Origin of the sequence: Aeromonas taiwanensis (genome assembly GCF_000820165.1) — a bacterium.
Classification (GTDB): Bacteria; Pseudomonadota; Gammaproteobacteria; order Enterobacterales; family Aeromonadaceae; genus Aeromonas; species Aeromonas taiwanensis.
The window spans coordinates 1-21433 of the sequence record NZ_CDDD01000013.1; the positions used below are offsets into that span (position 1 = coordinate 1).

At 62.2% G+C, this 21433-nt stretch carries 19 protein-coding genes, 1 pseudogene and 1 riboswitch; of the genes and pseudogenes, 11 read left to right on the forward strand and 9 right to left on the reverse strand.

Annotated features, from left to right (window positions below; all coding sequences use genetic code 11):
• Positions 1-266 precede the first annotated feature (266 nt).
• The 4 genes from BN1136_RS02190 (at position 267) to BN1136_RS02205 (ending at position 5358) form a co-directional block, all read left to right on the forward strand.
• Positions 267-716 carry an early set domain-containing protein gene (locus BN1136_RS02190; protein ID WP_043758124.1) on the forward strand — a complete coding sequence of 150 codons (450 nt, stop codon included), beginning with the start codon at positions 267-269 and terminating at the stop codon, positions 714-716.
• 210 nt (positions 717-926) lie between these two features.
• Positions 927-3074, forward strand: a complete 2148-nt coding sequence (locus BN1136_RS02195; protein ID WP_043758128.1) for an adenosylcobalamin-dependent ribonucleoside-diphosphate reductase — start codon at positions 927-929, stop codon at positions 3072-3074.
• A 9-nt stretch (positions 3075-3083) separates the two neighbouring features.
• Positions 3084-3767, forward strand: coding sequence for a TSCPD domain-containing protein (locus tag BN1136_RS02200; RefSeq protein WP_043808005.1), 684 nt, complete (start codon positions 3084-3086; stop codon positions 3765-3767).
• Between the two features lie 220 nt (positions 3768-3987).
• A complete protein-coding gene (locus BN1136_RS02205) occupies positions 3988-5358 on the forward strand; it encodes a PhoH family protein (protein WP_043758138.1) in 1371 nt (456 codons plus the stop codon).
• Positions 5359-5424: 66 nt separating this feature from the next.
• Here BN1136_RS02205 and BN1136_RS20120 read toward each other — a convergent pair.
• From BN1136_RS20120 to thiB, 4 genes and pseudogenes are all read right to left on the reverse strand, one after another.
• A pseudogene (locus BN1136_RS20120) lies at positions 5425-5565 on the reverse strand (thiamine ABC transporter ATP-binding protein); the annotation flags it as partial.
• A gap of 34 nt (positions 5566-5599) precedes the next feature.
• Entirely contained in the window at positions 5600-6310 is a 711-nt protein-coding gene (thiQ, locus tag BN1136_RS02210) for a thiamine ABC transporter ATP-binding protein (RefSeq protein WP_043758140.1), read from the reverse strand.
• 72 nt (positions 6311-6382) lie between these two features.
• Positions 6383-8005, reverse strand: a complete 1623-nt coding sequence (gene thiP / locus BN1136_RS02215) for a thiamine/thiamine pyrophosphate ABC transporter permease (protein WP_043758142.1) — start codon at positions 8003-8005, stop codon at positions 6383-6385.
• Positions 8002-8982 (reverse strand): thiamine ABC transporter substrate binding subunit, encoded by a 981-nt coding sequence (thiB, locus tag BN1136_RS02220; protein ID WP_043758144.1) that lies wholly within the window; start codon positions 8980-8982, stop codon positions 8002-8004. Before thiB ends, thiP begins: the two co-directional genes overlap by 4 nt.
• Before the next feature lie 99 nt (positions 8983-9081).
• Positions 9082-9172, reverse strand: a riboswitch (TPP riboswitch).
• 91 nt (positions 9173-9263) lie between these two features.
• Between thiB and BN1136_RS02225 the strand changes: the two genes are divergently transcribed.
• On the forward strand, positions 9264-9554 hold the full coding sequence (locus BN1136_RS02225) for a PilZ domain-containing protein (RefSeq protein WP_043758147.1): 291 nt from the start codon (positions 9264-9266) through the stop codon (positions 9552-9554).
• Between the two features lie 78 nt (positions 9555-9632).
• Here the strand turns inward: BN1136_RS02225 and BN1136_RS02230 are convergent, their stop codons facing one another.
• From BN1136_RS02230 to leuA, 5 genes are all read right to left on the reverse strand, one after another.
• Complete coding sequence (locus BN1136_RS02230; protein ID WP_043808006.1) at positions 9633-10562, reverse strand: transglutaminase-like domain-containing protein; 930 nt, start codon at positions 10560-10562, stop codon at positions 9633-9635.
• A gap of 149 nt (positions 10563-10711) precedes the next feature.
• Positions 10712-11311, reverse strand: coding sequence for a 3-isopropylmalate dehydratase small subunit (gene leuD, locus BN1136_RS02235; RefSeq protein WP_043758150.1), 600 nt, complete (start codon positions 11309-11311; stop codon positions 10712-10714).
• A gap of 12 nt (positions 11312-11323) precedes the next feature.
• Positions 11324-12721: a 3-isopropylmalate dehydratase large subunit gene (leuC, locus tag BN1136_RS02240; RefSeq protein ID WP_043758151.1), complete on the reverse strand. Its 1398-nt coding sequence runs from the start codon at positions 12719-12721 to the stop codon at positions 11324-11326.
• 27 nt (positions 12722-12748) lie between these two features.
• Positions 12749-13834 carry a 3-isopropylmalate dehydrogenase gene (gene leuB / locus BN1136_RS02245; protein WP_043758153.1) on the reverse strand — a complete coding sequence of 362 codons (1086 nt, stop codon included), beginning with the start codon at positions 13832-13834 and terminating at the stop codon, positions 12749-12751.
• A 103-nt stretch (positions 13835-13937) separates the two neighbouring features.
• The gene (gene leuA / locus BN1136_RS02250; RefSeq protein ID WP_043758155.1) at positions 13938-15500 is read right to left on the reverse strand and encodes a 2-isopropylmalate synthase; all 1563 of its coding nucleotides are present in this window, start codon (positions 15498-15500) and stop codon (positions 13938-13940) included.
• 405 nt (positions 15501-15905) lie between these two features.
• On the opposite strand from leuA, the gene BN1136_RS02255 reads away from it, so the two are divergent.
• The 6 genes from BN1136_RS02255 to ilvN all read left to right on the forward strand — a co-directional run bounded on the left by BN1136_RS02255 (position 15906) and on the right by ilvN (position 21057).
• Positions 15906-16529, forward strand: a complete 624-nt coding sequence (locus tag BN1136_RS02255) for a TetR/AcrR family transcriptional regulator (protein WP_043758157.1) — start codon at positions 15906-15908, stop codon at positions 16527-16529.
• 127 nt (positions 16530-16656) lie between these two features.
• The gene (locus BN1136_RS02260; RefSeq protein WP_043758158.1) at positions 16657-17160 is read left to right on the forward strand and encodes a phosphatase PAP2 family protein; all 504 of its coding nucleotides are present in this window, start codon (positions 16657-16659) and stop codon (positions 17158-17160) included.
• Positions 17157-18266, forward strand: coding sequence for an MJ1255/VC2487 family glycosyltransferase (locus BN1136_RS02265; RefSeq protein ID WP_043758160.1), 1110 nt, complete (start codon positions 17157-17159; stop codon positions 18264-18266). Before BN1136_RS02260 ends, BN1136_RS02265 begins: the two co-directional genes overlap by 4 nt.
• A gap of 35 nt (positions 18267-18301) precedes the next feature.
• On the forward strand, positions 18302-18454 hold the full coding sequence (locus tag BN1136_RS19595; RefSeq protein WP_081843615.1) for a hypothetical protein: 153 nt from the start codon (positions 18302-18304) through the stop codon (positions 18452-18454).
• 390 nt (positions 18455-18844) lie between these two features.
• Complete coding sequence (locus BN1136_RS02270; protein ID WP_043758163.1) at positions 18845-20563, forward strand: acetolactate synthase 3 large subunit; 1719 nt, start codon at positions 18845-18847, stop codon at positions 20561-20563.
• Positions 20563-21057 (forward strand): acetolactate synthase small subunit, encoded by a 495-nt coding sequence (gene ilvN, locus BN1136_RS02275; protein WP_043758165.1) that lies wholly within the window; start codon positions 20563-20565, stop codon positions 21055-21057. The genes BN1136_RS02270 and ilvN overlap by 1 nt, the downstream gene beginning before the upstream one ends.
• Positions 21058-21433: the final 376 nt, after the last annotated feature.

Consider the following 21433-nt stretch of genomic DNA (forward strand, 5'->3'; position numbering starts at 1 on the left):
TCATCCGAGCGGGCTTTTTTATTGCCTGAAATTGACCAGGACGGCGAATTTCCACCTTCAGATATTCCCGCCGTTTTGTCATTAACCACCCTAGCTTCACCAATCCCTTTGATTCTCTGTTCGATATTTATCCATTGATAGCGTGTGTTGGATATAAAAAACACAGAATGTGATGCCTCTACCTTTCTTGTTATGCCCGCTCTGCTTTAATTCGTCAGCCCACGTTCGATGGGCCAAGGAATCACAATAATCTGAGGAATGGATACATGTTCAAAAGAACAGTAACGATGATGCTGGCGGCGGGAACCCTGGTATTAGGCGGTTGCGCATCCAATAGCGGTGCAGAGCAGGCGGCAGACAACAGCGACTTCGGCGGCAAGTCCATCTACCTGCGAGGGGAGATGAACGACTGGATGGCGACCGATGAGAGCAAGGTGGTCAAGGTCGCCGACAAGCTTTACATGGCCAAGGGCACGCTCAAGAAGGAGTGGGCTCCCTACAAATTCAAGTTCGCTGACTCCGGCTGGAGCTGCGGTACCAACTTCGGCTACAAGAGCCCGAGCGATGGCGTGGCCGTACTGGGCGGGGAGCCCGTACCGGTCAACCCTTGCTCCAAGTATGAGGACATGAAGTTCTCGCCGGATGCGGATGGCGTCTATGAGTTCTATCTGAATATGGCGGGTGAGACACCGAGCGTTTACGTCAAGAAACCCTGAGATCCCGCTTCGCATTAAATCTCTCGGGAATTGAACCGCTTAAATGCCCTGGCCCAGAAATCTGCTGGCCGGGGCATTTTTTTAGGATAGAATCTGCGCCCTCGTTATGACTGGTTTACTATATATAGTGTTGTCCACCTTAAATTTCACTATTAGTTGTGCTTTTAGTGTTGTCAGGGTGTAGATGCATTCACATGAGGTTGATTGAACATGGCTAAATCCACCCCGGTGCTGGAGAGCGACACCGTCGCCCGCCAGATCCCCCTGCAGGAGACGTCCCTCGAGATCTGGGACAGTAAATATCGTCTCAAGAGCAAGGATGGCGCCCCGATCGATGGTTCCATCGACGAGACCTACCAGCGGGTGGCCCGCGCGCTGGCTGCGCAGGAACGCGAACCCGAGGCCTGGTATGCGCCCTTCCTGTGGGCCCTGCGCAATGGTGCCATTCCGGCGGGCCGTATCACCTCCAACGCCGGGGCGTTCGAGCACAAACCCGCTACGTCCACCATCAACTGCACCGTCTCCGGCACCATCGAAGATTCGATGGACGATATCCTCGACAAGGTGCATGAGGCTGGGTTGACCCTGAAGGCCGGCTGCGGCATCGGCTATGACTTCTCGACCCTGCGCCCGCGCGGGGCCTTCGTCTCCGGTGCCGGCGCCTATACTTCGGGCCCGCTCTCCTTCATGGACATCTACGACAAGATGTGTTTCACCGTGTCTTCAGCTGGCGGCCGTCGTGGCGCCCAGATGGGCACCATGGACATCCGCCACCCCGACGTGATCGAGTTCATCCAGGCCAAGCGGGAAGATGGCCGCCTTCGCCAGTTCAACCTCTCCCTGCTCATCACCGAAGAGTTTGTGAAGGCGGTGAAGGTGGATGCCCCCTGGCAACTGATCTTCCCCTACACCGCCAAGGAGGTGGAACAGGATGGCATCGCGCTGGACGACCCGCTGCAGGTGATCTGGGCGGACTGGCCCAACAAGGAAGGGGTGGTGATAAACGAGCTGGGGCAGGTAGCCTGCAAGGTCTACAAGACCTTACCCGCCCGCAAGCTCTGGAACGTCATCATGACCTCCACTTACGACTATGCGGAGCCCGGTTTCATCCTGATCGACAAGGTCAACGAGATGAACAACAACTGGTTCTGCGAGGAGATCCGCGCCACCAACCCCTGCGGCGAGCAGCCCCTGCCGCCCTATGGCGCCTGTCTGCTGGGCTCGGTCAACCTAACCGCCTTCGTGCGCGACCCCTTCACCGAGCAGGCTGCATTCGACTGGTCCGCGTTTCGCAAGGTAGTGGCCATCTTCACCCGCATGCTCGACAACGTGGTGGAGATCAACCAGCTGCCCTTGGCCAGACAGCGCGAGGAGATTACCGCCAAGCGCCGCCACGGCATGGGCTTCCTCGGCCTGGGCTCGACCCTGACCATGCTGCGCATCAAGTACGGCTGTGCGGCGTCCGTCGCCTTTACCGAGCAGGTCTCCCAGGAGCTGGCGATGACCGGCTGGCAGGAGTCCCTGCGGTTGGCGAAGGAGAAGGGGCCGGCTCCCGTCATGGAGCAGGAGTTCGAGGTCACCGGCAAGATGCTGCGCCTGCGCCCCGAGATGGCGGCAGATGGCATCAAGATCGGCGACAAGGTGAAGGGCAAGGTGCTGCACGCCCGCTACAGCCGCTACATGCAACAGGTGGCCGAGGTGGATCCCGCCCTGGTGGCCGAGCTGGCCGAGGTGGGTGGCCGTTTCACCCACCACAGCAGCATTGCGCCGACCGGTACTATCTCCCTGTCGCTCGCCAACAACGCCAGCAACGGCATCGAGCCAAGCTTTGCCCACCACTACAGCCGCAACGTCATCAAGCCGGGCAAGAAGAGCAAGGAGAGCGTGGATGTCTACTCCTTCGAGTTGCTCGCCTACCGCGAGCTGGTGAACCCGGCTGCCATGCCCTATGGGGCAGATGAGGCCAGTCGCCTGCCGGATTATTTCATCACCGCAGACGACATCAGCCCGACCGGGCACGTGGACATCCAGGCGGCGGCCCAGCGCTGGATTGACTCCTCCATCTCCAAGACCGCCAACGTGCCGACCGATTTCCCGTTCGAGCAGTTCAAGGATATCTACCTCTACGCCTCGGATTCCGGGCTCAAGGGGTGCACCACCTTCCGCTTCAATCCGGAGGCCTTCCAGGGCGTGCTGGTGAAAGAGAAGGATCTGGAGAACACTCAGTACGAGTTCACTCTGGAGGATGGCTCCGTCATCACGGTGAAAGGGAACGAAGAGATCGAATACGATGGCGAGCTGCACACTGCCGCTAACCTCTACGACGCCTTGAAAGAAGGCTATTACGGCAAATTCTGAGAACGACACATGGTCAAGAAGATCGACAGAAAAATCGTCGCCTACAAGGTGAAAACCCGGGATGAACCGCAAGAGGCACCGGATCCCCAGGATGACGTGGTGCACATGCACGAGACGGTGCTGCGCCCGGAACGGCTGATGGGCACCACCTACAAGCTGAAGACGCCGGAGCACGTCTCCGAGCATTCGCTGTTCATCACCATCAACGACATCATTCTCAACGAGGGCACGGTCCACGAGACGCGCCGTCCGTTCGAGATCTTCATCAATTCCAAGAGCCTGGAACACTATCAGTGGATAGTGGCCCTGACCCGCATCATCTCGGCGGTATTCCGCAAGGGGGGGGATGTCACCTTCCTGGTGGAGGAGCTGCGCTCCGTGTTCGATCCCAAGGGCGGCTACTGGAACAAGGGCAAGTATGTGCCCTCGCTCATCGCCGAAATTGGCAACGTGATAGAGACCCATCTCACCGAGATCGGCATGCTTAAGGTGCCCGGGCTGGACGAGCACCAGCAGGCGTTTCTGGCCGAGAAGCAGGCGGAACTGCAGGCACAGCAACAGGCAGAAGAACCGCAGGCGGGCAGCGGTTTCCCCCCCAATGCGGCGCTCTGCTACAAGTGCCACACCAAGGCGCTGGTGCAGAAAGATGGCTGCATGACCTGCCTCAATTGCGGTGATTCCAAGTGCGGCTAACGGGGCCGCTTGGGGGATAATCACGCTTAAAAGACCGGCCAGAGGGCCGGTCTTTTTTATTGATTGCTTTATATACAGTCAGTTGGGGCGGGCAAGGGAAATGTTGCACGCCGGTAAATTCGGGCGTAGCGTTGGGGGTAATAAAACTGTCACGGTCGTGTGGTTTCAATGACATCTGAGATTCACACACGTGGCACCTTCAGTGCCAAGGAGGATGCTTATGGACAACACGGACCGAAAGCTGTTTATCCTGGATACCAACGTTCTGCTTCACGAACCCCTCGCCATCTACTCCTTCAAAGAGCACGACGTGCTCATCCCCATGACGGTGCTCGAAGAGCTCGACAACATCAAGGATCGCCAGAAAGACGTCAGCCGTGATGCCCGCATCGCCATTCGCGCACTGGAAGACGTATTCCGCGACGCGACCCCGGAACAGATAGTGCAAGGTGTGGCGCTCGCCGGCGAGGCGAGCGGTCGCATCTCCATCTTCAGCGATCACCATCTGCCTCAGGATGCCGAGGTGTTCACCGACAAGGAGGCAGACAACCGCATCATCAATGCCGCTCTCTATCTGCAAAAGCATGAGATGAAACGCCAGGTGGTGCTGGTGACCAAGGACATCAACATGCGCCTCAAGGCCAAGGGTGCTGGCCTTGCCCATGTCGAGGACTACCGCAGCGACCAGCTGATCGACGACATCCGTCTGCTGGCCAAAGGCTTCCAGGTGGTGCCCGGCAGCTTCTGGGAACGGGTCGGTGAGTGTGACAGCGAGACCCATGGCCGAGATACGGTGCACGTCATCGACTCGGCCCTGCTGGAGGGGGTGCACGTCAATCAGTACCTGCTGGACGAGGAGAACTTCTTTGCCGCTAGGGTACTCGCCCACGACGGCCAGAAGATCCGCCTCAAGGATCTGGGCCGCGAGCGGCTGATGTCGCGCAAGGCCTGGGGCGTGCATCCCAAGAACATCTATCAGGGCATGGCCCTCGACGCCCTGCTCGATCCCCATATCGACCTGGTGATCCTGACCGGACCTGCCGGTTGCGGCAAGACCCTGCTCGCCATGGCGGCGGCCCTGGAGCTGGTGATCGAGAAGGGGATCTACGAGAAGGTGATCGTCACCCGCAACACCCCGGAAATCGCCGAGAGCATCGGTTTCCTGCCCGGCACGGAAGAAGAGAAGATGATGCCCTGGCTGGCGGCGGTGACCGACACCCTGGAGGTGCTGCACAAGCAGGACGAGAACATGAGCGGGTCGCTGAGCTACATCATGGAGAAGGCCAACATCCAGTTCAAATCGGTCAACTTCATGCGCGGGCGCAGCATCCAGAACACCTTCGTGCTGCTGGACGAGTGCCAGAACCTGACGGCATCCCAGATCAAGACCATCATCACCCGTTGCGGCGAGGGGACCAAGATCGTCTGCTCCGGCAACCTGGCCCAGATCGACTCCAACTACCTGAGCCCGGTGACCTCGGGGTTGACCTACATCGTCGAGCGCTTCAAGGATTTCGACGGCAGTGCCAACATCTTCCTGAATGGAGTTGTGCGCAGTCGACTCGCCTCCTTCGCCGAGGAAAACCTCTGATCCCGGCCGACAAACCATGCATGAAAAAGGGAAGCCAGCTGGCTTCCCTTTTTTTATCCCGTCTACCTAGGCCCCCTGGGGACGACCGAGGTAGCGCAGCAACCCGGGGTGAGCGCTGCTTTGCAGGGGCTCTGGCTTGCCCTGCAAGGCGATGCATCCCTCGTCGATAAAGAGTACCTGGGCTGCGATGAGCTGGGCATCCTCCGGCATGATAGGGGGATACCATCAGCTTGTTAGCCATTCACTGTGGCGCCAGAGCGCGGCCAAGGTAGCGCAGCAACCCGGGATGATCGCTGCTTTGCAGGATCTCGGGCTTGCCCTGCAAGGCGATGCATCCCTCGTCGATGAAGAGTACCTGGTCGGCGATAAGCTGGGCGTCTTCCGGGTTATGGGACACCATCAGCACTGTAATGCCCTGTTCACAGGCGAGGCGGGCGACTTCTGCCAGCATTTCCCTGCGCAGGGCCGGATCCAGGGCCGAGAAGGGCTCGTCCAGCAACAACAGCGGCTTGCCCCGCACCAGGGCGCGGGCCAGGCCCACCCGCTGTTGCTGGCCACCGGAGAGCTGATCCGGCAGGCGCATCAGCATGGCACCGAGGCCCACCCGCTCGGCCGCCTCGTTGACCTGATTCCGCTGGGCGGCGTTGAGGCGCAGCCCGGGGTGCAGGCCGATGGCGATGTTGTCGAACACCGACAAGTGCAGGAAGAGGTTGTGATCCTGGAACAGGGTGGTGACCGGCCGCTCGGCCGGGCCCAGCGGCATCAGATCCTGACCGTCGAAGGTGAGGGTGCCGGACTCCACCGGCACGAAGCCGGCGATCATGCCGAGCAGGGTCGACTTGCCGGCGCCGCTCGGACCGATCAGGGCGGTGATCTCCCCCCTGGCCAGGGTGGCGGTGAAGTCGACACGCCAGTCGGGGTAGCTGGTGACCAGTCTGTCGATGTTCAACATCTTTTGTTCTCCGGGGAGCTGTGTGAGCGGCCAGCAGGGCTGTGTCGGGACCCTAGCAAGGTGCCGCGGATTTCAAGGTTCGGCATGCTTCCCTCCAAGCCCCCGCTCGACCAGCCAGAACAGGGAGAAACAGAGCGTGAGCAGCAGCAGGGCAGTGGCGGCCGCCTCGGTCAGGCGGTAGCTGCCGAGCTGCTGATAGAGCAGCCAGGGCAGGGTGGTGAGGGTCTGGCTGCCGAACATGGCGATGGCGCCGAGATCACCCAGCGACAGGATCATGGAGAGGGCCATCGCCAGGGCCAGCGGGCGGCGCAGCAGGGGCCACTCTACCAGCCGCAGGCGATGCAGGCCGCGTACCCCCAGACTGTCCGCCAGCCGATCATACTGACGCACCACCAGCTGCATGGGGGCGTTGAGGGTGCGCAGCACATAGGGCAGTGCCATCAGGGCGTTGACCAGTACCACCAGCCAGGGGCCCAGGGAGAAGACATCGGTGAAGGGCATGAACATGATGAAAAGCCCGGTGGAGAGCACCACCGCCGGTATCATCAGGATCATGGAGCCGCTGGCTTCCCACAGGGCGGCGGCGCGCCGCTTGCGATCCCGCACCCTGAGGTGGCGGCTGGTGAGCAGCAGGGCGGCGCCGAGCAGGGTGGCCAGGGAGCCAGCCGCCAGCGCAATGGCCAGCGACTGGCCTCCCGCCAGCCACAGCCGGTTCGACGTCAGTGCCGGCAGCAGGCCGGGGTTGAACCCTGCGACGACGATGGCCAGCAGCGGCGGCAGGAAGATGGCGAGCCCCAGGGCCAGGGCCAGCCCATCCACCAGGGCCGTGCCCCTCTGGTGACGATCAGGGCGCAGGCAGGGGCGACGGCTCTCGATCCGGCTTGCCGGCGTGGTCTGCAACTTGTGCTGCAACAGGAGCAGGGCCAGGGTCAGCAGCAGCTGGACCAGGGCGAGCCCGCCGGCGGTGGCGAGATCGAAGTCAAAGCGCAGCGCCTGATAGACCGCTACCTCCAGAGTGGTGGACTTGGGGCCACCGCCGAGCGCCAGCACTGTGGTGAAGCTGGTGAAGCAAAGCATGAAGATGAGGCTGGCGAGCCCCGGCAGCATGCCCCGGATGATGGGCCACTCCAGCAGCCGGAAGATGTGGGAGGATCGCATGCCGAGCTGGCTGGCGAGGCGCCAGGAGGACTCGGGAATGCTCTCTATGCTCTGCAGGATGAGGCGTGCGGCGAGCGGCATGTTGAAGAAGACGTGGGCCAGCAGGATGCCGAACAGGCCGTAGAGGTAGTTGCCGGGATCCACGCCCAGACCGCGCAGCAGTTGTGGCAGCCAGCCCTGACGGCCGTGCACTGCCACCATGCCGAAGATGGCGATGATGACGGGCAGCACCAGGGAGAGGCCGAACAGCTTGAGCAGCAGGCGGCGGCCGGTGAAACGGCGCCGAGCCAGGGCCCTGGCCACCGGAATGGCTAACCCTAAGCTCAGCAGGGTGGAGAGCAGGGCCTGCCAGAGGCTGAAGCCCAGCACGTGGCGCAGATAGGGATCGGCCATCAGGGTGCGGGGGGACAGGGTACCGGCCTGCCACAGCAGGGCCGCCAGCGGCCCCAGGGACAACAGCAGGATGATCAGGGTGGCTGCGCTGCCCGGCAGCCACCAGAGGGGTCGAGACTGTGGTTTCACGAAGTGATGGCTCACTGGGTGACGGCTTGCAGCCACTCCCGGATCCAGCCCTTGCGGTTGGCGGCCACCTCGTCAGAGGTGAAGCTGAGCGGCTTGGTGACGGTGATCATCTGCTCGAAGCCCTTGGGCAGCGGGGTGTCCGTCACCGGATACATCCAGTTGCCGGCGGGGATCTCCTGCTGGAAGGCGGGGCTCAGCATGAATTGCAGGAACTGGTCAGCCAGCTTGCCCTGCTTGGCGCTCTTGAGCTTGGCGGCCACCTCCACCTGGCGGTAGTGACCCTCCTCGAATGCGGCCGCCCGATACTGGGGCTTGTTCTCGGCGATCAGGTGATAGGCCGGGGAGGTGGTATAGGAGAGCACCATGTCCGCCTCGCCGTCGAGGAACATGCCGTAGGCTTCTGACCAGCCCTTGGTGACGGTGACCGTCTTCTTGGCAAGCTGTGCCCAGGCGGTGGGGGCCTGGTCACCGTAGACGGATTTCATCCACAGCATCAGCCCCTGTCCCGGGGTGGAGGTGCGGGGATCCTGATAGATCACCTTGAGATCGGTGCGTTCGACCAGCTCTTTCAGGCTCTTGGGGGGCTGCTTGAGCTTGCCGCTGTCGTAGACGAAGGCGAAGTAGCCGTAGTCATAGGGCACGAAGGTGTCATCCTGCCAGCCACCCGGCACCTTGAGGGCGTCGAGCCCGGTCTGATGGGGGGCGAACAGCCCGCTCTGCTTGGCCTCGCTGACCAGGGCGTCATCCAGCCCCAGCACCAGGTCAGCCTTGCTGTGCTGGCCTTCCAGCCGCAGCCGGTTGAGGATGGCCACGCCGTCTTCCAGCGCCACCAGATCCAGGGTGCAGCCGCACTCCTTCTCGAAGGCCTGCTTGATCTTGGGGCCCGGGCCCCATTCCGCGGCGAAGGAGCCGTAGGTGTAGACGGTGAGGGTATCGGCGGCAAATGCCTGGGCCGAGAGCAGGCCGGTGGCGAGCAGCAGCAGGGTCTTCATCAATGGCACTCCTGTGGGTCCTGAGGTGCCATGGGCAGCGGGCTGCTCATCAATGGCACGTCTCGTGTGGTGAGGGCCAGCGGATGAGGGCGCAAAAACGCGCGTCATGCCTCAAATTCCTCCGCCAGCATTATCTGGATCAGGTTCACGGGTATAATCTCAGCGGTAAACCGCACCCCGTTTGAGCAACGCATCGCATTGTATTGGCGTTCCCAGGGGGAGGCCAGCACTATGTTTCACGGGCCGCATCGTGCGAGCCACCACCGAGGAGGATGCCCCAAGTGATCACCAGCACCAAGGAAAGACGAGCCTTCCAGCGCATGGTCATCAATGCCCCCGTCACCCTGTTCCAGCATGATCTGGTGCTGGAGGGGATCTGTCGGGATCTCAGCGCCAACGGCATGGGCGTCGAGGTGAACGAACATGGTTTCGATCCGGATCAACCCGTCCGGGTGAGCCTGGCCACCAGCAGCAACCTCCTGCCTCCCTTCGAGGCCCAGGCTCGCATCGTGCGGGTGCTGGAGGAAGAGCACGGGCTTTTGCTTGCGCTGGAGTTCCAGTCTCTGGCCTGACGGGTACCCTCACCCCTTCTCACCCTCTTATCTTATCGGTCGGCCTAAGCTGGCCGCTCTGTTCGCCTGCCCGGTTCTTCACTGGTTGGCCAGTACCGGCTGCACGCTGAGCTGGCCGCTGTCGACCAGCACCCGGCTGGCGGGCGCGAGCTGCCCCAGGGGGAGCTGGGCAGGGCCGGTCGGTTCCATCAGGAGATAGGTTTCCCCATCCCGGCTCAGGGTCGCCGCCCCCGGTGTGGCCGGCAGGGCCACCCCCAGCAAGGCATGGCCAGGCACGAATACCATGGTCTGCCTGAGTTCGGGGAAGAGCTGGGCCAGCAGGGCGGCCATCAGGGTCACCTTGCTGTCGCAATCCCCCCCGTTCTGTTCCAGCACCTGGCGGGGGCTCAGAAAGCCCTTGCCCGAGCGTCCCGACTGGCTGTCTAGCAGCCGATAGGGGATGGCCTGGACGAAGTCGAGGATGTACTCCACCGTCTTCTGGCGCGCCTCGGTTTCTGTGGTGCCCTGTCGCTTGAGCTGATCGGCGAGCGGTGCCAGTTCGGTCCGGCTCTCCAGGGCGATGCGGACATGATCCTGCTTGATGGCGGAGGCGCCGTCGGGAGCGGTGAAGGGCTGGAAGTAGTGCTGCGTGAGCCACTCGGATTCCAGCTTGCCGCGCTCCCGGGTGAGCCAGCTCATGGCCTGGTTGACCTGCTCTGGCTGGCGGCTCTTGAGCTGGAGCTCCATCCCGGGGCGGGAGAGGGAGAACTGTACGCCGGGGAACTCGGCCCCCCCCCGTTGCAGCAGGCGCTGCAGCACCTCTTCCTGCATGCGGGACGACCGGTAGGCGATGAGCGGCGGCAGTTTGCCTGCCTCCAGCCGGTAGGTGAGCTGCTGCACCTCGCCCTCCCTGTCTTGCCAGCCGACGTTGAGCTGGCCGCCGCTGCTGTGGAAATAGGTCTGCCCGGCGCTGGCCGGGAGGGCGAGCAGCAGGATCAGCAGCAAGAGGGGGCGGGTACTTGTCATCATCCTTTCCTGTGGGTGAGCCCGTAGCGGGCGGGAAATAAAACAGGGAGCCTGGGCTCCCTGTGGATTCTACTCGCTTTATCGCGTCTGGGCCTTGCCATATACGGCTCGGCAGCCTGGTCTCGAAGGCGCCTGGGCGGCTCTTGTGCTTGTCAGATCCAGCTCGGCTGCTTTGCCTCGAAGGCGCTGATGGCGGGCTCGTGCTGCAGGGTCAGGCCGATGGCATCCAGCCCGTTGAGCAGGCAGTAGCGACGGAACTCATCGATCTCGAAACCGAAGCAAAGTTCACCGGCCCGCACCTGGTTGGCCTCCAGATCCACTTCGATCTCGATGCCCGGCTGGGCGGCAACCTGCTGGAACAGGGCATCGACCTCCTCCTCCTTCAGGCGCACCGGTACCATACCGTTGTTGATGGCGTTGCCGTAGAAGATGTCGGCGAAGCTCGGGGCGATCATGGTCTTGAAGCCATAATCCGCCAGCGCCCAGGGGGCGTGCTCGCGGCTCGAGCCGCAGCCGAAGTTTTCGCGGGCCAGGAGGATGCTGGCACCGGCGAACTGCGGCTGGTTCAGCACGAACTCGGGGTTGGGCTGCTGGCCTGCATCGTCCAGGAAACGCCAGTCGTGGAACAGGTGCTTGCCAAAGCCGGTGCGGTTCACCTTCTGCAAGAACTGCTTCGGAATGATGGCGTCGGTGTCGACGTTGGCGCTGTCGAGGGGAACGACGATCCCTTTATGTTGTTTGAATCCTGTCATCTCTCTTCCCTCTTACAGTGCGCGAATGTCGGCGAAGCGGCCGGTGACGGCGGCGGCGGCGGCCATGGCCGGGCTCACCAGATGGGTGCGGCCGGCACGGCCCTGGCGCCCTTCGAAGTTGCGGTTGCTGGTGGAGGCGCAGCGCTCCCCCGGTTGCAGCCGGTCGTTGTTCATGGCCAGGCACATGGAGCAGCCTGGCAGGCGCCACTCAAAGCCCGCTTCGATGAAGATCTTGTCCAGCCCCTCGGCCTCGGCCTGGGCCTTCACCTGTTCGGAGCCCGGCACCACCAGAGCCTGCACGCCGGCGGCGACCTTGCGGCCACGGGCGATGGCGGCGGCGGCGCGCAGATCCTCGATGCGGCTGTTGGTGCAGGAGCCGATGAACACCTTGTCGATGGCGACGTCGGAGAGCTTCTGGCCGGGTTGCAGATCCATGTAGGCGAGGGCCTTGCGGGCGGACTGTTGCTCCACCGGATCGGCGAAGGATTCCGGTGCCGGGATGGGCTCATTGACGGCAATGACCTGACCCGGGTTCGTGCCCCAGGTCACCTGGGGGGCGATGTCGGCGGCGTCGAGCACCACTTCGGCATCAAATCTGGCATCGGCATCGCTCTTGAGGCTCTGCCAGTAGGCGATGGCCTGCTCCAGGACCTCGCCCTTGGGGGCGAACTCCTTGCCACGGATGTAGTCGATGGTGGTCTGGTCGGGGGCAATCATGCCCGCCTTGGCGCCGAGCTCGATGGCCATGTTGCACACCGTCATGCGCCCTTCCATGGTGAGCCCCTCGATGGCCTCACCGGCGAACTCCACCACATAGCCGGTGCCGCCGGCATGGCCGACCTTGCCGATGATGGCGAGTACCACGTCCTTGGCGCTGATACCTTCGGCCAGTTTACCGTTGACCGAAATACGCATGGTCTTGGCGCGGCCCTGTTTCAGGGTCTGGGTCGCCATCACGTGTTCCACTTCCGAGGTGCCGATGCCGAACGCGAGCGAGCCGAAGGCGCCGTGGGTGGCTGTGTGGGAGTCACCGCAGACGATGGTGGTGCCGGGCAGGGTGATGCCAAGCTCCGGTCCCATCACGTGGACGATACCCTGGTATTTGTGGTTGAGATCGTAGAGACGAACACCGAACTCCTTGCAGTTGGCGGCCAGCGTCTCCATCTGGATGCGGGCCATCTCGCCGGAGGCGGCGATGTCCTTGGTGGTGGTGGAGACGTTGTGATCCATGGTGGCCCAGGTCAGATCCGGGCGACGCAGCTGGCGGTTCATGGCGCGCAGGCCGTCGAACGCCTGGGGGCTGGTCACTTCATGCACCAGGTGACGGTCGATGTAGATGAGGGGCGTTTCGCCTTCCACTTCCCGCACCACGTGGGCGTCGAACACTTTCTGATAGAGGGTCTTGGACATTGCTCTCTTCCTTGTTATTTGGTGGCGTCAGATGCGCGCGGCGATCTGGCTGCCCATGTCGGCGGTGCTTTGTACCGGGTGCTTGGCGTTGGCCTGATGCAGATCGGCGGTGAAGTAGCCTTCGGCCAGGGTCTGGGCCACGGCCTGCTCGATGGCCTGGGCGGCGGCTTCCTGACCGAGGCTGTAGCGCAGCATCAGGGCGGCGGAGAGGATCTGGGCGATGGGGTTCGCAATCCCCTTGCCGGCGATGTCGGGGGCCGAGCCGCCGGCCGGTTCGAACAGACCGAAACCGGATTCGTTCAGGCTGGCGGAGGGGAGCAGGCCCATGGAGCCGGTGATCATGGCGCACTCGTCGGAGAGGATGTCGCCGAACAGGTTGGAGCAGAGCAGCACGTCGAACTGGGACGGATCCTTGATGAGCTGCATGGTGGCGTTGTCGATATACATGTGGTTCAGCGCCACGTCCGGATAGGATTTGGCGACCTGGGTCACCACCTCGCGCCACAGGATGGAGGAGGCGAGCACGTTGGCCTTGTCGATGGAGGTGACCCTGGCCTTGCGCACCCGGGCCGATTCGAAGGCTATCTTGGCGATGCGCTCGATCTCGAAGCGGTGGTACACCTCGGTGTCGAACGCCTTCTCGGTGGCGCCTACACCCTCGCGTCCCTTGGGCTGGCCGAAGTAGATGCCGCCGGTCAGCTCGCGCACGCAGGCGATGTCGAAGCCGCGATCGGAGATGTCGGCACGCAGGGGCGAGAATTGCTCCAGGCCGGTGTAGATACGGGCCGGACGCAGGTTGCAGAACAGCTTGAAGTGGGCACGCAGGGGCAGCAGGGCGCCGCGCTCCGGCTGATCGTTCGGTGGCAGATGCTCCCACTTGGGGCCACCCACCGAGCCGAACAGCACCGCATCGGCCGCTTCACAGCCGGCAATGGTGCTCTGGGGCAGCGGGGTGCCGTGGTTGTCGATGGCGATGCCGCCCACGTCGTGGCGGTCATAGTCGAGGGAGAAGCCGAATTTGGTCTGCACCTTTTCCAGTACCTTGATGGCTTCTGCCATCACTTCCGGGCCAATGCCGTCACCCGGCAATACTGCGATCCGATAACTGCTCATACTCTCTCCGTCTTGATAGTGTTATTCCATTTCATCTGCGAGGCCCGGATGCTGCCCGGGCGGCTGTCGCCTTGATGTTGTGCTGTCATCTTGTCCGACGGGCTCAGACGGTTTCCGACTTGATGGTGTTGTTGCGTTCCATCTGCTCGGCAACCTGGTCTGCACGCCAGATGCTGTTGATCACGTGGACCAGGGCCTGGGCCGACGACTCGATGATGTCGGTGGCCAGCCCCATGCCGTGGAACTTGCGCCCTTTATATTCGGCGACGATGTCCACCTGGCCGAGGGCGTTTTTGCCCTCGCCCTTGCCCTTGAGTTCGTACTTGTCGATGCGGATCTCGTAGCCGGTGATGCGGTTGATGCACTGGTAGACCGCGTCCACCGGGCCGTTGCCGGTGGCCGCCTCGCACACCAGATCCTGGCCTACCTTCAGTTTCACCGAGGCGGTGGCGAGCACCGAGCTGCCGCTCTGCACGCCCAGGTACTCCAACTTGAAGTGCTCGGGCTCTTCGTGGATCTGGCTGAAGAAGGCGAGGGCCTCCAGGTCGTAGTCGAATACCTGCCCCTTTTTGTCCGCCAGGGTGAGGAACTTGCCGTAGAGATCGTCGAGGTCATAGCTGCTCTCGGCGTAGCCCATGGACTCCATCCGGTGTTTGATCACGTGGCGGCCGGAGCGGGAGGTCATGTTGAGGTTGTTCTGGGTGAGGCCGATGCTCTCGGGGGTGATGATTTCGTAGGTGTTCTTCGCCTTGAGCACGCCATCTTGGTGGATGCCGGAGCTATGGGAGAAGGCGTTGGCCCCGACGATGGCCTTGTTCGGCTGCACCGGCATGTTGCAAATTTGACTGACGAGCGTGCTGGTGCGGTGGATCTCGTTGTGGCGGATGTTGGTGTGCACCCCGAGCAGGTCGGCGCGGGTCTTCAGGATCATCGCCACCTCTTCCAGGGAGCAGTTGCCCGCCCGCTCGCCGATGCCATTGATGGTGCACTCGATCTGGCGGGCCCCCATCTGCACGGCACCGATGGAGTTCGCCACCGAGAGGCCCAGATCGTCGTGGCAGTGCACCGAGATGATGGCCTTGTCGATGTTGGGCACCCGGTTGAACAGGGTCTGGATGATGCCGGAGAATTCGGTCGGCACCGTGTAGCCGACGGTGTCCGGAATGTTGATGGTGCGGGCGCCGGCCTTGATGGCGGCCTCCACCATGCGGCACAAATTGTCTATCGGGGTGCGGCCCGCATCTTCACAGGAGAACTCCACGTCGTCGGTGTAGCGCAGGGCGTGCCTGATGGCGCCGACCCCCATCTCCAGCACGTCCTCGAAGCTCTTCTTGAGCTTGCTCTCGACGTGGATGGAGGAGGTGGAGATGAAGGTGTGAATGCGAAACGCCTCGGCGACTTTCAGCGCCTCACCGGCGGCATCGATGTCTTTTTGCAGGGCGCGGGCGAGGGCGCAGACCCGGCTGTTCTTGATATGGCGGGCGATGGTCTGCACCGATTGAAAATCGCCGGGGGAGGAGACGGGGAAACCCACTTCCATGATGTCGACCCCGAGCCGTTCCAGCGCCTGGGCGATCTGCAGCTTCTCCTTGACCGTCAAGCTGGCCGACAACGCCTGCTCGCCATCACGCAAGGTGGTATCGAATATGATGACCCGATCTGACATGTGACTTCCCTCTTCCTAAGTTCGCTTCGTGCATCCTGCGTGGCATAAAAAAACCCGTGCGGGGTGCACGGGTTTCTGTAAATTCCGGCTATGCCTTAGCCCGGCTACAAGGATCCCGCGCGAGGAGTCGCGATTAGGGAGATAAGTAGTAGCGGGGCGGCAATACGCATGATGACTCAATCCTTCCAGTCGATAACGCTACTACCAATATCGAGATTTTTATGCTGTGTCAACCTGAACGGACAGGTTCAATTCACTGGGTTATTTAATCGAATTGTAAAGGAGTGCAAATTCTCTTGTCCCATATTCGGTTCATGCCTGATTATCTGGTTATTCCTGCTGTACTCGATCACCCTCACAATCAGATCGACTTGTCAGCCCTTGCTGAATTATCTGAGGTATTCCATGGAAAAACGCAGACCTGGCCGTCCGGTCGGACGTTCCGACATCCGTGACAAGCTGCTTGCCGCGGCGCGCGAACGTTTTCTCAACACCCCCTACAGCAAGGTGACGACCCGGGAGATCGCCGAGCTGGCCGGCTCCAATCTGGCGATGATCCACTACTACTTCGGCAGTAAGGAGGGTCTCTACAAGGCCGTGCTGGGGGACGTGGCCGAGCCGCTGGATCAGGCCTGGCACGACGAGAGCAGCAACCGCAGCCTGACCGATCTGCTCAACACCTACTATCAGGTGATGGCGCCGAACAGCGAGCTGACCTCCGCCATCTCCAGCGCGTTATCTACCGAGAAGAGTCCGGGGCGAGATTTTGTGCTGAATCGTCTGCTGGAACGCCAGCTTCCCCAGTTCGATGCCCTGCTCGCCACCATGCGATCCAACGGCCAGCTGGCGGACAACCTGGATCCCGAGATGCTGAAGATCTCCTTCCTCAGCATGATGTGGCAGCCGTTCGTGATGAAGGATCTCTACGAGCAGGTGTTTGGCCTGACGGTGGACGAGAGCTTCATGAGCCGGCTGGCGGCCCACAACTGCCAGCTGATGGAGAACGGCCTGCGCGGTTCCCTGAACTGAGCGTTGCCGACAACCTGCTGAAAAGGGGCCTTAGGGCCCCTTTTTTCATCAATCTGTTATTTGTGCGTCAACGAAGTGTCACGACCGCGCCCTAGTCTGTAGCCAAGACTCAAGGGAAGGGGGCGTGATGAACAAGATCCAGCAATGGGACCTGCGGGTGTGTCGTGTCTGCCTGCTTCACCCCTACAACCGGCCACAGGCCAGGATCAGCCTGCTCGTCTCCCGCACCGGTGACGGCCCCCTCTATGCCGTGCTGGCTGGCCTGCTCTGGTGGCAGGGAGAGGCGGGGCGGGCCGTGGTGCAGGCGGCCTTGTGGGCGTTTGCCCTCGAGCTGCCGCTCTATCTGCTGCTCAAGAACGCCCTCAGACGCCAGCGCCCGGCGGGCCTGCCGGTCTTCATCACCCCGTCCGATCGTTACAGCCTGCCCTCCGGCCACACGGCCGCCGCTTTCCTGATGGCGACCGTGCTGGCCGCCGGCTTCCCCTCCTGGGCTCCCCTGTTGTTTGCCTGGGCGGCGCTGGTGGGGGCGTCCCGCCTGCTGCTCGGCGTGCATTACCTCAGCGATCTGGTGGCCGGTGCCCTGCTCGGCGGTGGCTGTGCCCTGTGGGCGCTCGGCTGGAGCCAGGGATGAGAATACTGTTTGGAGTGCAGGGGACCGGCAACGGTCACATCAGCCGTAGCCGGACCCTGGCGCGTGCCCTGAAGAGCAGGGGAATGGCGGTGGACTACCTGTTTAGCGGCCGCGCCGCCGACGGCTATTTCGAGATGGGGGAGTTCGGGGAGTATCGCACCTTTCCCGGCATCACCTTCGCCAGTCATCAGGGGCGCATCTCGGGCTGGCGCACCCTCAAGGGGCTCTCGCCCCTGCGTTTCTGGCAGGATCTGCGAGCCCTCGACTGCCGGGACTACGATCTCGTCATCAGCGACTTCGAGCCGCTCAGTGCTCATGCCGCCCGTCGCTGGGGCAAGCCCAGCCTCACCATCAGCCATCAGGCCAGCTTTGACTGGCCCATCCCGCGTTGGGGGGAGAGCGGCTTCAACCGCCAGCTGATGCGCCATTTTGCCCCGGTACGCCAGTCCCTCGGGCTGCATTGGTTCCATTTCGGTCAGCCTCTGCTGCCTCCCATCATAGATCCGCTGGCACCCACCCCCGATAACCAGCAGATCCTGGTCTATCTGCCGTTCGAGCAGACCGAGGCGATAGCGGCCCTGCTGTCCCGCTTCGGCCAGCAGCACTTCGTCTGCTTCCACCCCGAGGTGCGCAAGCGCAGCGAGTGGCGCAACATCCGCTTCGAGCCCCAGGCAAGGGACGGGTTCAAGCAGGTGCTGGCCGGTTGCCGGGGGGTCATCAGCAACGCGGGGTTCGAGCTGGCATCCGAGGCCCTGTCGCTCGGCAAGAAGCTGCTGGTCAAGCCCCTCGGCGGCCAGTTCGAGCAACTGACCAACGGCAGAACGCTGGAGCTGATGGGGCTGGCCCAGCTGATGGAGACCCTGGACACCAATGCGGTCCGCGCCTGGCTGGACACGCCGGCGCCGGGACGGGTGCGCTACCCCGATGTGGCGGGAGAGTTGGCCGACTGGCTGCTGGCGGGGGCGGAGGAAGAGCTTGGCTCCCTTTCCCGCCGCCTGTGGGGGCGCACCCTCTTCCCGGAGGAGGTGTGCGATCGCCTCAGCGAGCTGGCGGGTGGCACCACCCTGGAGCGCCCCTGGTTATCCCAACTCAGCGCCTTTGACTAAACTGAGTCGATCCCACCACGGAGAGGACGGACATCATGCGCTTTACCAATGAAAAAGGGGACACCATGACCCTGGCGGACAATCTGACACTCCACGAGCTGATCGACATGGGGGTCAGCATCTCCGTCTGCGAAGAGACGGATCCGGACCAGCAGATCTGGCTGGCGGAGCCCGAAGACGAGCAGTAGAACCGCCTCGTTTATGACGGCCCACCCCCTGGGGGTGGGCTGTTTATTTTGTCCTTTCCGCTACCTGGTAGCATGATCTGCTGGCATCCTCCCCCCAGGTCCCCCTTTGTTGCACGTCAGGTGACCAAGTCACTGAATGTTAATAGCTGTTTGAAATTTCTGACTGTTCTGGCCAGACAAAGCCGTGGACAAGCGTTCACGGGCGGGTTAAGTTGGTTTTTCACCCGCTTTTCGGGTGAATGATGGAAAACCCCTACTTTTCTACTATCGACGGCTCCGAACTCGCCTGATCTGCCTGCAGACAACAACAAGACTCGGATCGGCGCTGCCGGGAAGCAGCGGACTGTCGATAGCTTTCGCTTAACGGAGCAAAGCCTGGAGGGCTTTATCATGGAGATGTTATCAGGCGCCCAGATGGTGGTTAGAGCGCTGGAAGATCAGGGAGTTGAGCACGTTTTCGGCTACCCTGGTGGCTCAGTGCTCGACATCTATGACGCTCTCTTCGAAAACGGCAAGATGGAGCACGTCCTGGTGCGGCACGAGCAGGCCGCAGTGCACATGGCGGACGGTTACGCCCGCTCCACCGGCAAGGTGGGCACGGTGCTGGTGACCTCGGGTCCCGGCGCCACCAACTGCATCACCGGGATCGCCACCGCCTACATGGATTCCATTCCCCTGGTGATCCTGTCCGGCCAAGTGCCGACCAGCATGATCGGGGAGGATGCGTTCCAGGAGACCGACATGATCGGCATCTCCCGCCCGGTGGTGAAGCACAGCTTCCTGTGCAAGAAGGCGAGCGACATTCCCGAGGCCATCAAGAAGGCCTACTACATTGCCGCCAGTGGCCGCCCGGGGCCCGTGGTGGTGGATCTGCCCAAAGACGTGCAGAATCCGAAAGAGAAATTCCCCTACGAGTACCCCGAGACGGTCTATCTGCGCTCCTACAATCCGACCAAGGCCGGACACAAGGGCCAGATCAAGCGGGCCGCCAAGCTGCTGACCGAGGCGAGCCGCCCGGTCATGTACGTGGGTGGCGGTGCCATCAACGCCAATGCGGATCACCTGGTGACCAAGCTGGCGGAGTTGCTGAACCTGCCGGTGACCACCACCCTGATGGGGTTGGGGGCCTTCTCCGGTACTCACCCGCAGTTCATCGGCATGCTCGGCATGCACGGCACCTTCGAAGCGAACAAGACCATGCACAACGCGGATCTCATCTTCGCCGTGGGTGCCCGCTTCGATGACCGCGTCACCAACAACGTGGCCAAGTTCTGCCCCAATGCCACCGTGGTGCACATCGACATCGACCCCACCTCCATCTCCAAGACGGTGCAGGCCCATGTGCCCATCGTCGGCTCGGTGGAAACCGTGCTGGAACAGATGCTGGAAGTGATCCGCGAGTGCGGCTTCGACAACGACAAGCAGGTGCTGGAGGACTGGTGGGAGCAGATCAACCAGTGGCGCTCCCGCAACTGCCTGGCCTACGAGACCTCTCCCACCCTGATCAAGCCGCAGCAGGTGATCGAGACCCTCTACAAGGTGACCAAGGGGGAGGCCTTCGTCGCCTCCGACGTGGGTCAGCACCAGATGTTTGCCGCCCTCTACTACCCGTTTGCCAAGCCGCGCCAGTGGATCAACTCCGGTGGTCTCGGCACCATGGGCTTCGGCATTCCGGCCGCCATGGGGGCACAGTTCGCCAACCCGGAAGCCGTGGTCTGCTGCGTCACCGGCGATGGCTCGGTGCAGATGAACATCCAGGAGCTCTCCACCTGCATGCAGTACGGGGTGCCCATCAAGATCATCTCCATCAACAACCGTGCGCTGGGCATGGTCAAGCAGTGGCAGAAGATGTTCTACGGCGGCCGTCACAGCCACTCCTACATGGAATCCCTGCCTGACTTCGTCAAGCTGGCGGAAGCCTATGGCCACGTCGGTATCGCGGTGAGCGATCCGGCCGAGCTGGAGAGCGCCATGGAGAAGGCCTTCGCCATGAAGGACAGGCTGGTGTTCATGGACATCTCGGTCGATCCGGACGAGCACGTCTATCCGATGCAAATCAAATTTGGCGCCATGGACGAGATGTGGCTGAGCAAGACGGAGAGAACCTGATGAGACACATCATTTCAGTACTGCTGGAGAATGAATCCGGCGCCCTGAGCCGTGTGGTGGGCCTCTTCTCCCAGCGCGGCTACAACATCGAGACCCTGACGGTGGCCCCCACCGAGGATCCCACCCTGTCGCGCATGACCATCGTCACCATGGGTGACGAGCGGGTGCTGGAGCAGATCCAGAAGCAGCTGCACAAGCTGGTGGACGTGCTCAAGGTGTGCGATCTGAGCGAAGGGGAGCACATCGAGCGGGAGATCGCCCTGGTCAAGGCGCGCGCCGCCGGTGGGGCTCGTGACGAGCTGAAACGGCTGGCGGACATCTTCCGCGGCCAGATCGTGGACGTGACCCCCGAGCTCTACACGGTGCAGCTGGTGGGCACCAGCGATAAGCTGGACGCCTTTATCAAGACCGCGGCCCAGACCAACGAGATCGTCGAAGTGGTGCGCTCCGGCGTCTGCGGCATCTCCCGGGCGGACAAGTCACTGCGTCCCTGATCCGCTTCGGTTGTCACCTCTGTTCATCAAGGGCTCTTCGGAGCCCTTTTTCATGGTGGAAGGGAGGGAGAGGCGCTGCCCGAGACTGTCATTTTCTTTCAAATGATCGACAAACTATCCACAAAAGCTGTGGAAAACTCTGTAGATTAGCGGTGTGTCTGACTTTAGTGTCATGATCTTAAAGGGATATTTCCATGTGATCCTGGCTGGATCGCATTTGTGCAATCCCCTGGCACGGGTGTGAGCGTTTGCTTATCCCCCGGGCCTTGCCGAGGGGGGCTCGCGGATCGGCAAGCGGATCCGGCAGGGATCCGGTTTTGATCTCGCCGATCAACATACTGGCGAGCAGCCATAAAAAAACCCGCCTCTCGGCGGG

Excerpts from the sequence above, each read along its gene's own strand:
- BN1136_RS02190 (WP_043758124.1), top strand. The coding sequence starts at position 267 with ATGTTCAAAAGAACAGTAACGATGATGCTGGCGGCGGGAACCCTGGTA.
- BN1136_RS02195 (WP_043758128.1), top strand. The coding sequence starts at position 927 with ATGGCTAAATCCACCCCGGTGCTGGAGAGCGACACCGTCGCCCGCCAG.
- BN1136_RS02200 (WP_043808005.1), top strand. The coding sequence starts at position 3,084 with ATGGTCAAGAAGATCGACAGAAAAATCGTCGCCTACAAGGTGAAAACC.
- BN1136_RS02205 (WP_043758138.1), top strand. The coding sequence starts at position 3,988 with ATGGACAACACGGACCGAAAGCTGTTTATCCTGGATACCAACGTTCTG.
- thiQ (WP_043758140.1), bottom strand. The coding sequence starts at position 6,310 with ATGTTGAACATCGACAGACTGGTCACCAGCTACCCCGACTGGCGTGTC.
- thiB (WP_043758144.1), bottom strand. The coding sequence starts at position 8,982 with ATGAAGACCCTGCTGCTGCTCGCCACCGGCCTGCTCTCGGCCCAGGCA.
- BN1136_RS02230 (WP_043808006.1), bottom strand. The coding sequence starts at position 10,562 with ATGATGACAAGTACCCGCCCCCTCTTGCTGCTGATCCTGCTGCTCGCC.
- leuD (WP_043758150.1), bottom strand. The coding sequence starts at position 11,311 with ATGACAGGATTCAAACAACATAAAGGGATCGTCGTTCCCCTCGACAGC.
- leuC (WP_043758151.1), bottom strand. The coding sequence starts at position 12,721 with ATGTCCAAGACCCTCTATCAGAAAGTGTTCGACGCCCACGTGGTGCGG.
- leuB (WP_043758153.1), bottom strand. The coding sequence starts at position 13,834 with ATGAGCAGTTATCGGATCGCAGTATTGCCGGGTGACGGCATTGGCCCG.
- leuA (WP_043758155.1), bottom strand. The coding sequence starts at position 15,500 with ATGTCAGATCGGGTCATCATATTCGATACCACCTTGCGTGATGGCGAG.
- BN1136_RS02255 (WP_043758157.1), top strand. The coding sequence starts at position 15,906 with ATGGAAAAACGCAGACCTGGCCGTCCGGTCGGACGTTCCGACATCCGT.
- BN1136_RS02260 (WP_043758158.1), top strand. The coding sequence starts at position 16,657 with ATGAACAAGATCCAGCAATGGGACCTGCGGGTGTGTCGTGTCTGCCTG.
- BN1136_RS02265 (WP_043758160.1), top strand. The coding sequence starts at position 17,157 with ATGAGAATACTGTTTGGAGTGCAGGGGACCGGCAACGGTCACATCAGC.
- BN1136_RS19595 (WP_081843615.1), top strand. The coding sequence starts at position 18,302 with ATGCGCTTTACCAATGAAAAAGGGGACACCATGACCCTGGCGGACAAT.
- BN1136_RS02270 (WP_043758163.1), top strand. The coding sequence starts at position 18,845 with ATGGAGATGTTATCAGGCGCCCAGATGGTGGTTAGAGCGCTGGAAGAT.
- ilvN (WP_043758165.1), top strand. The coding sequence starts at position 20,563 with ATGAGACACATCATTTCAGTACTGCTGGAGAATGAATCCGGCGCCCTG.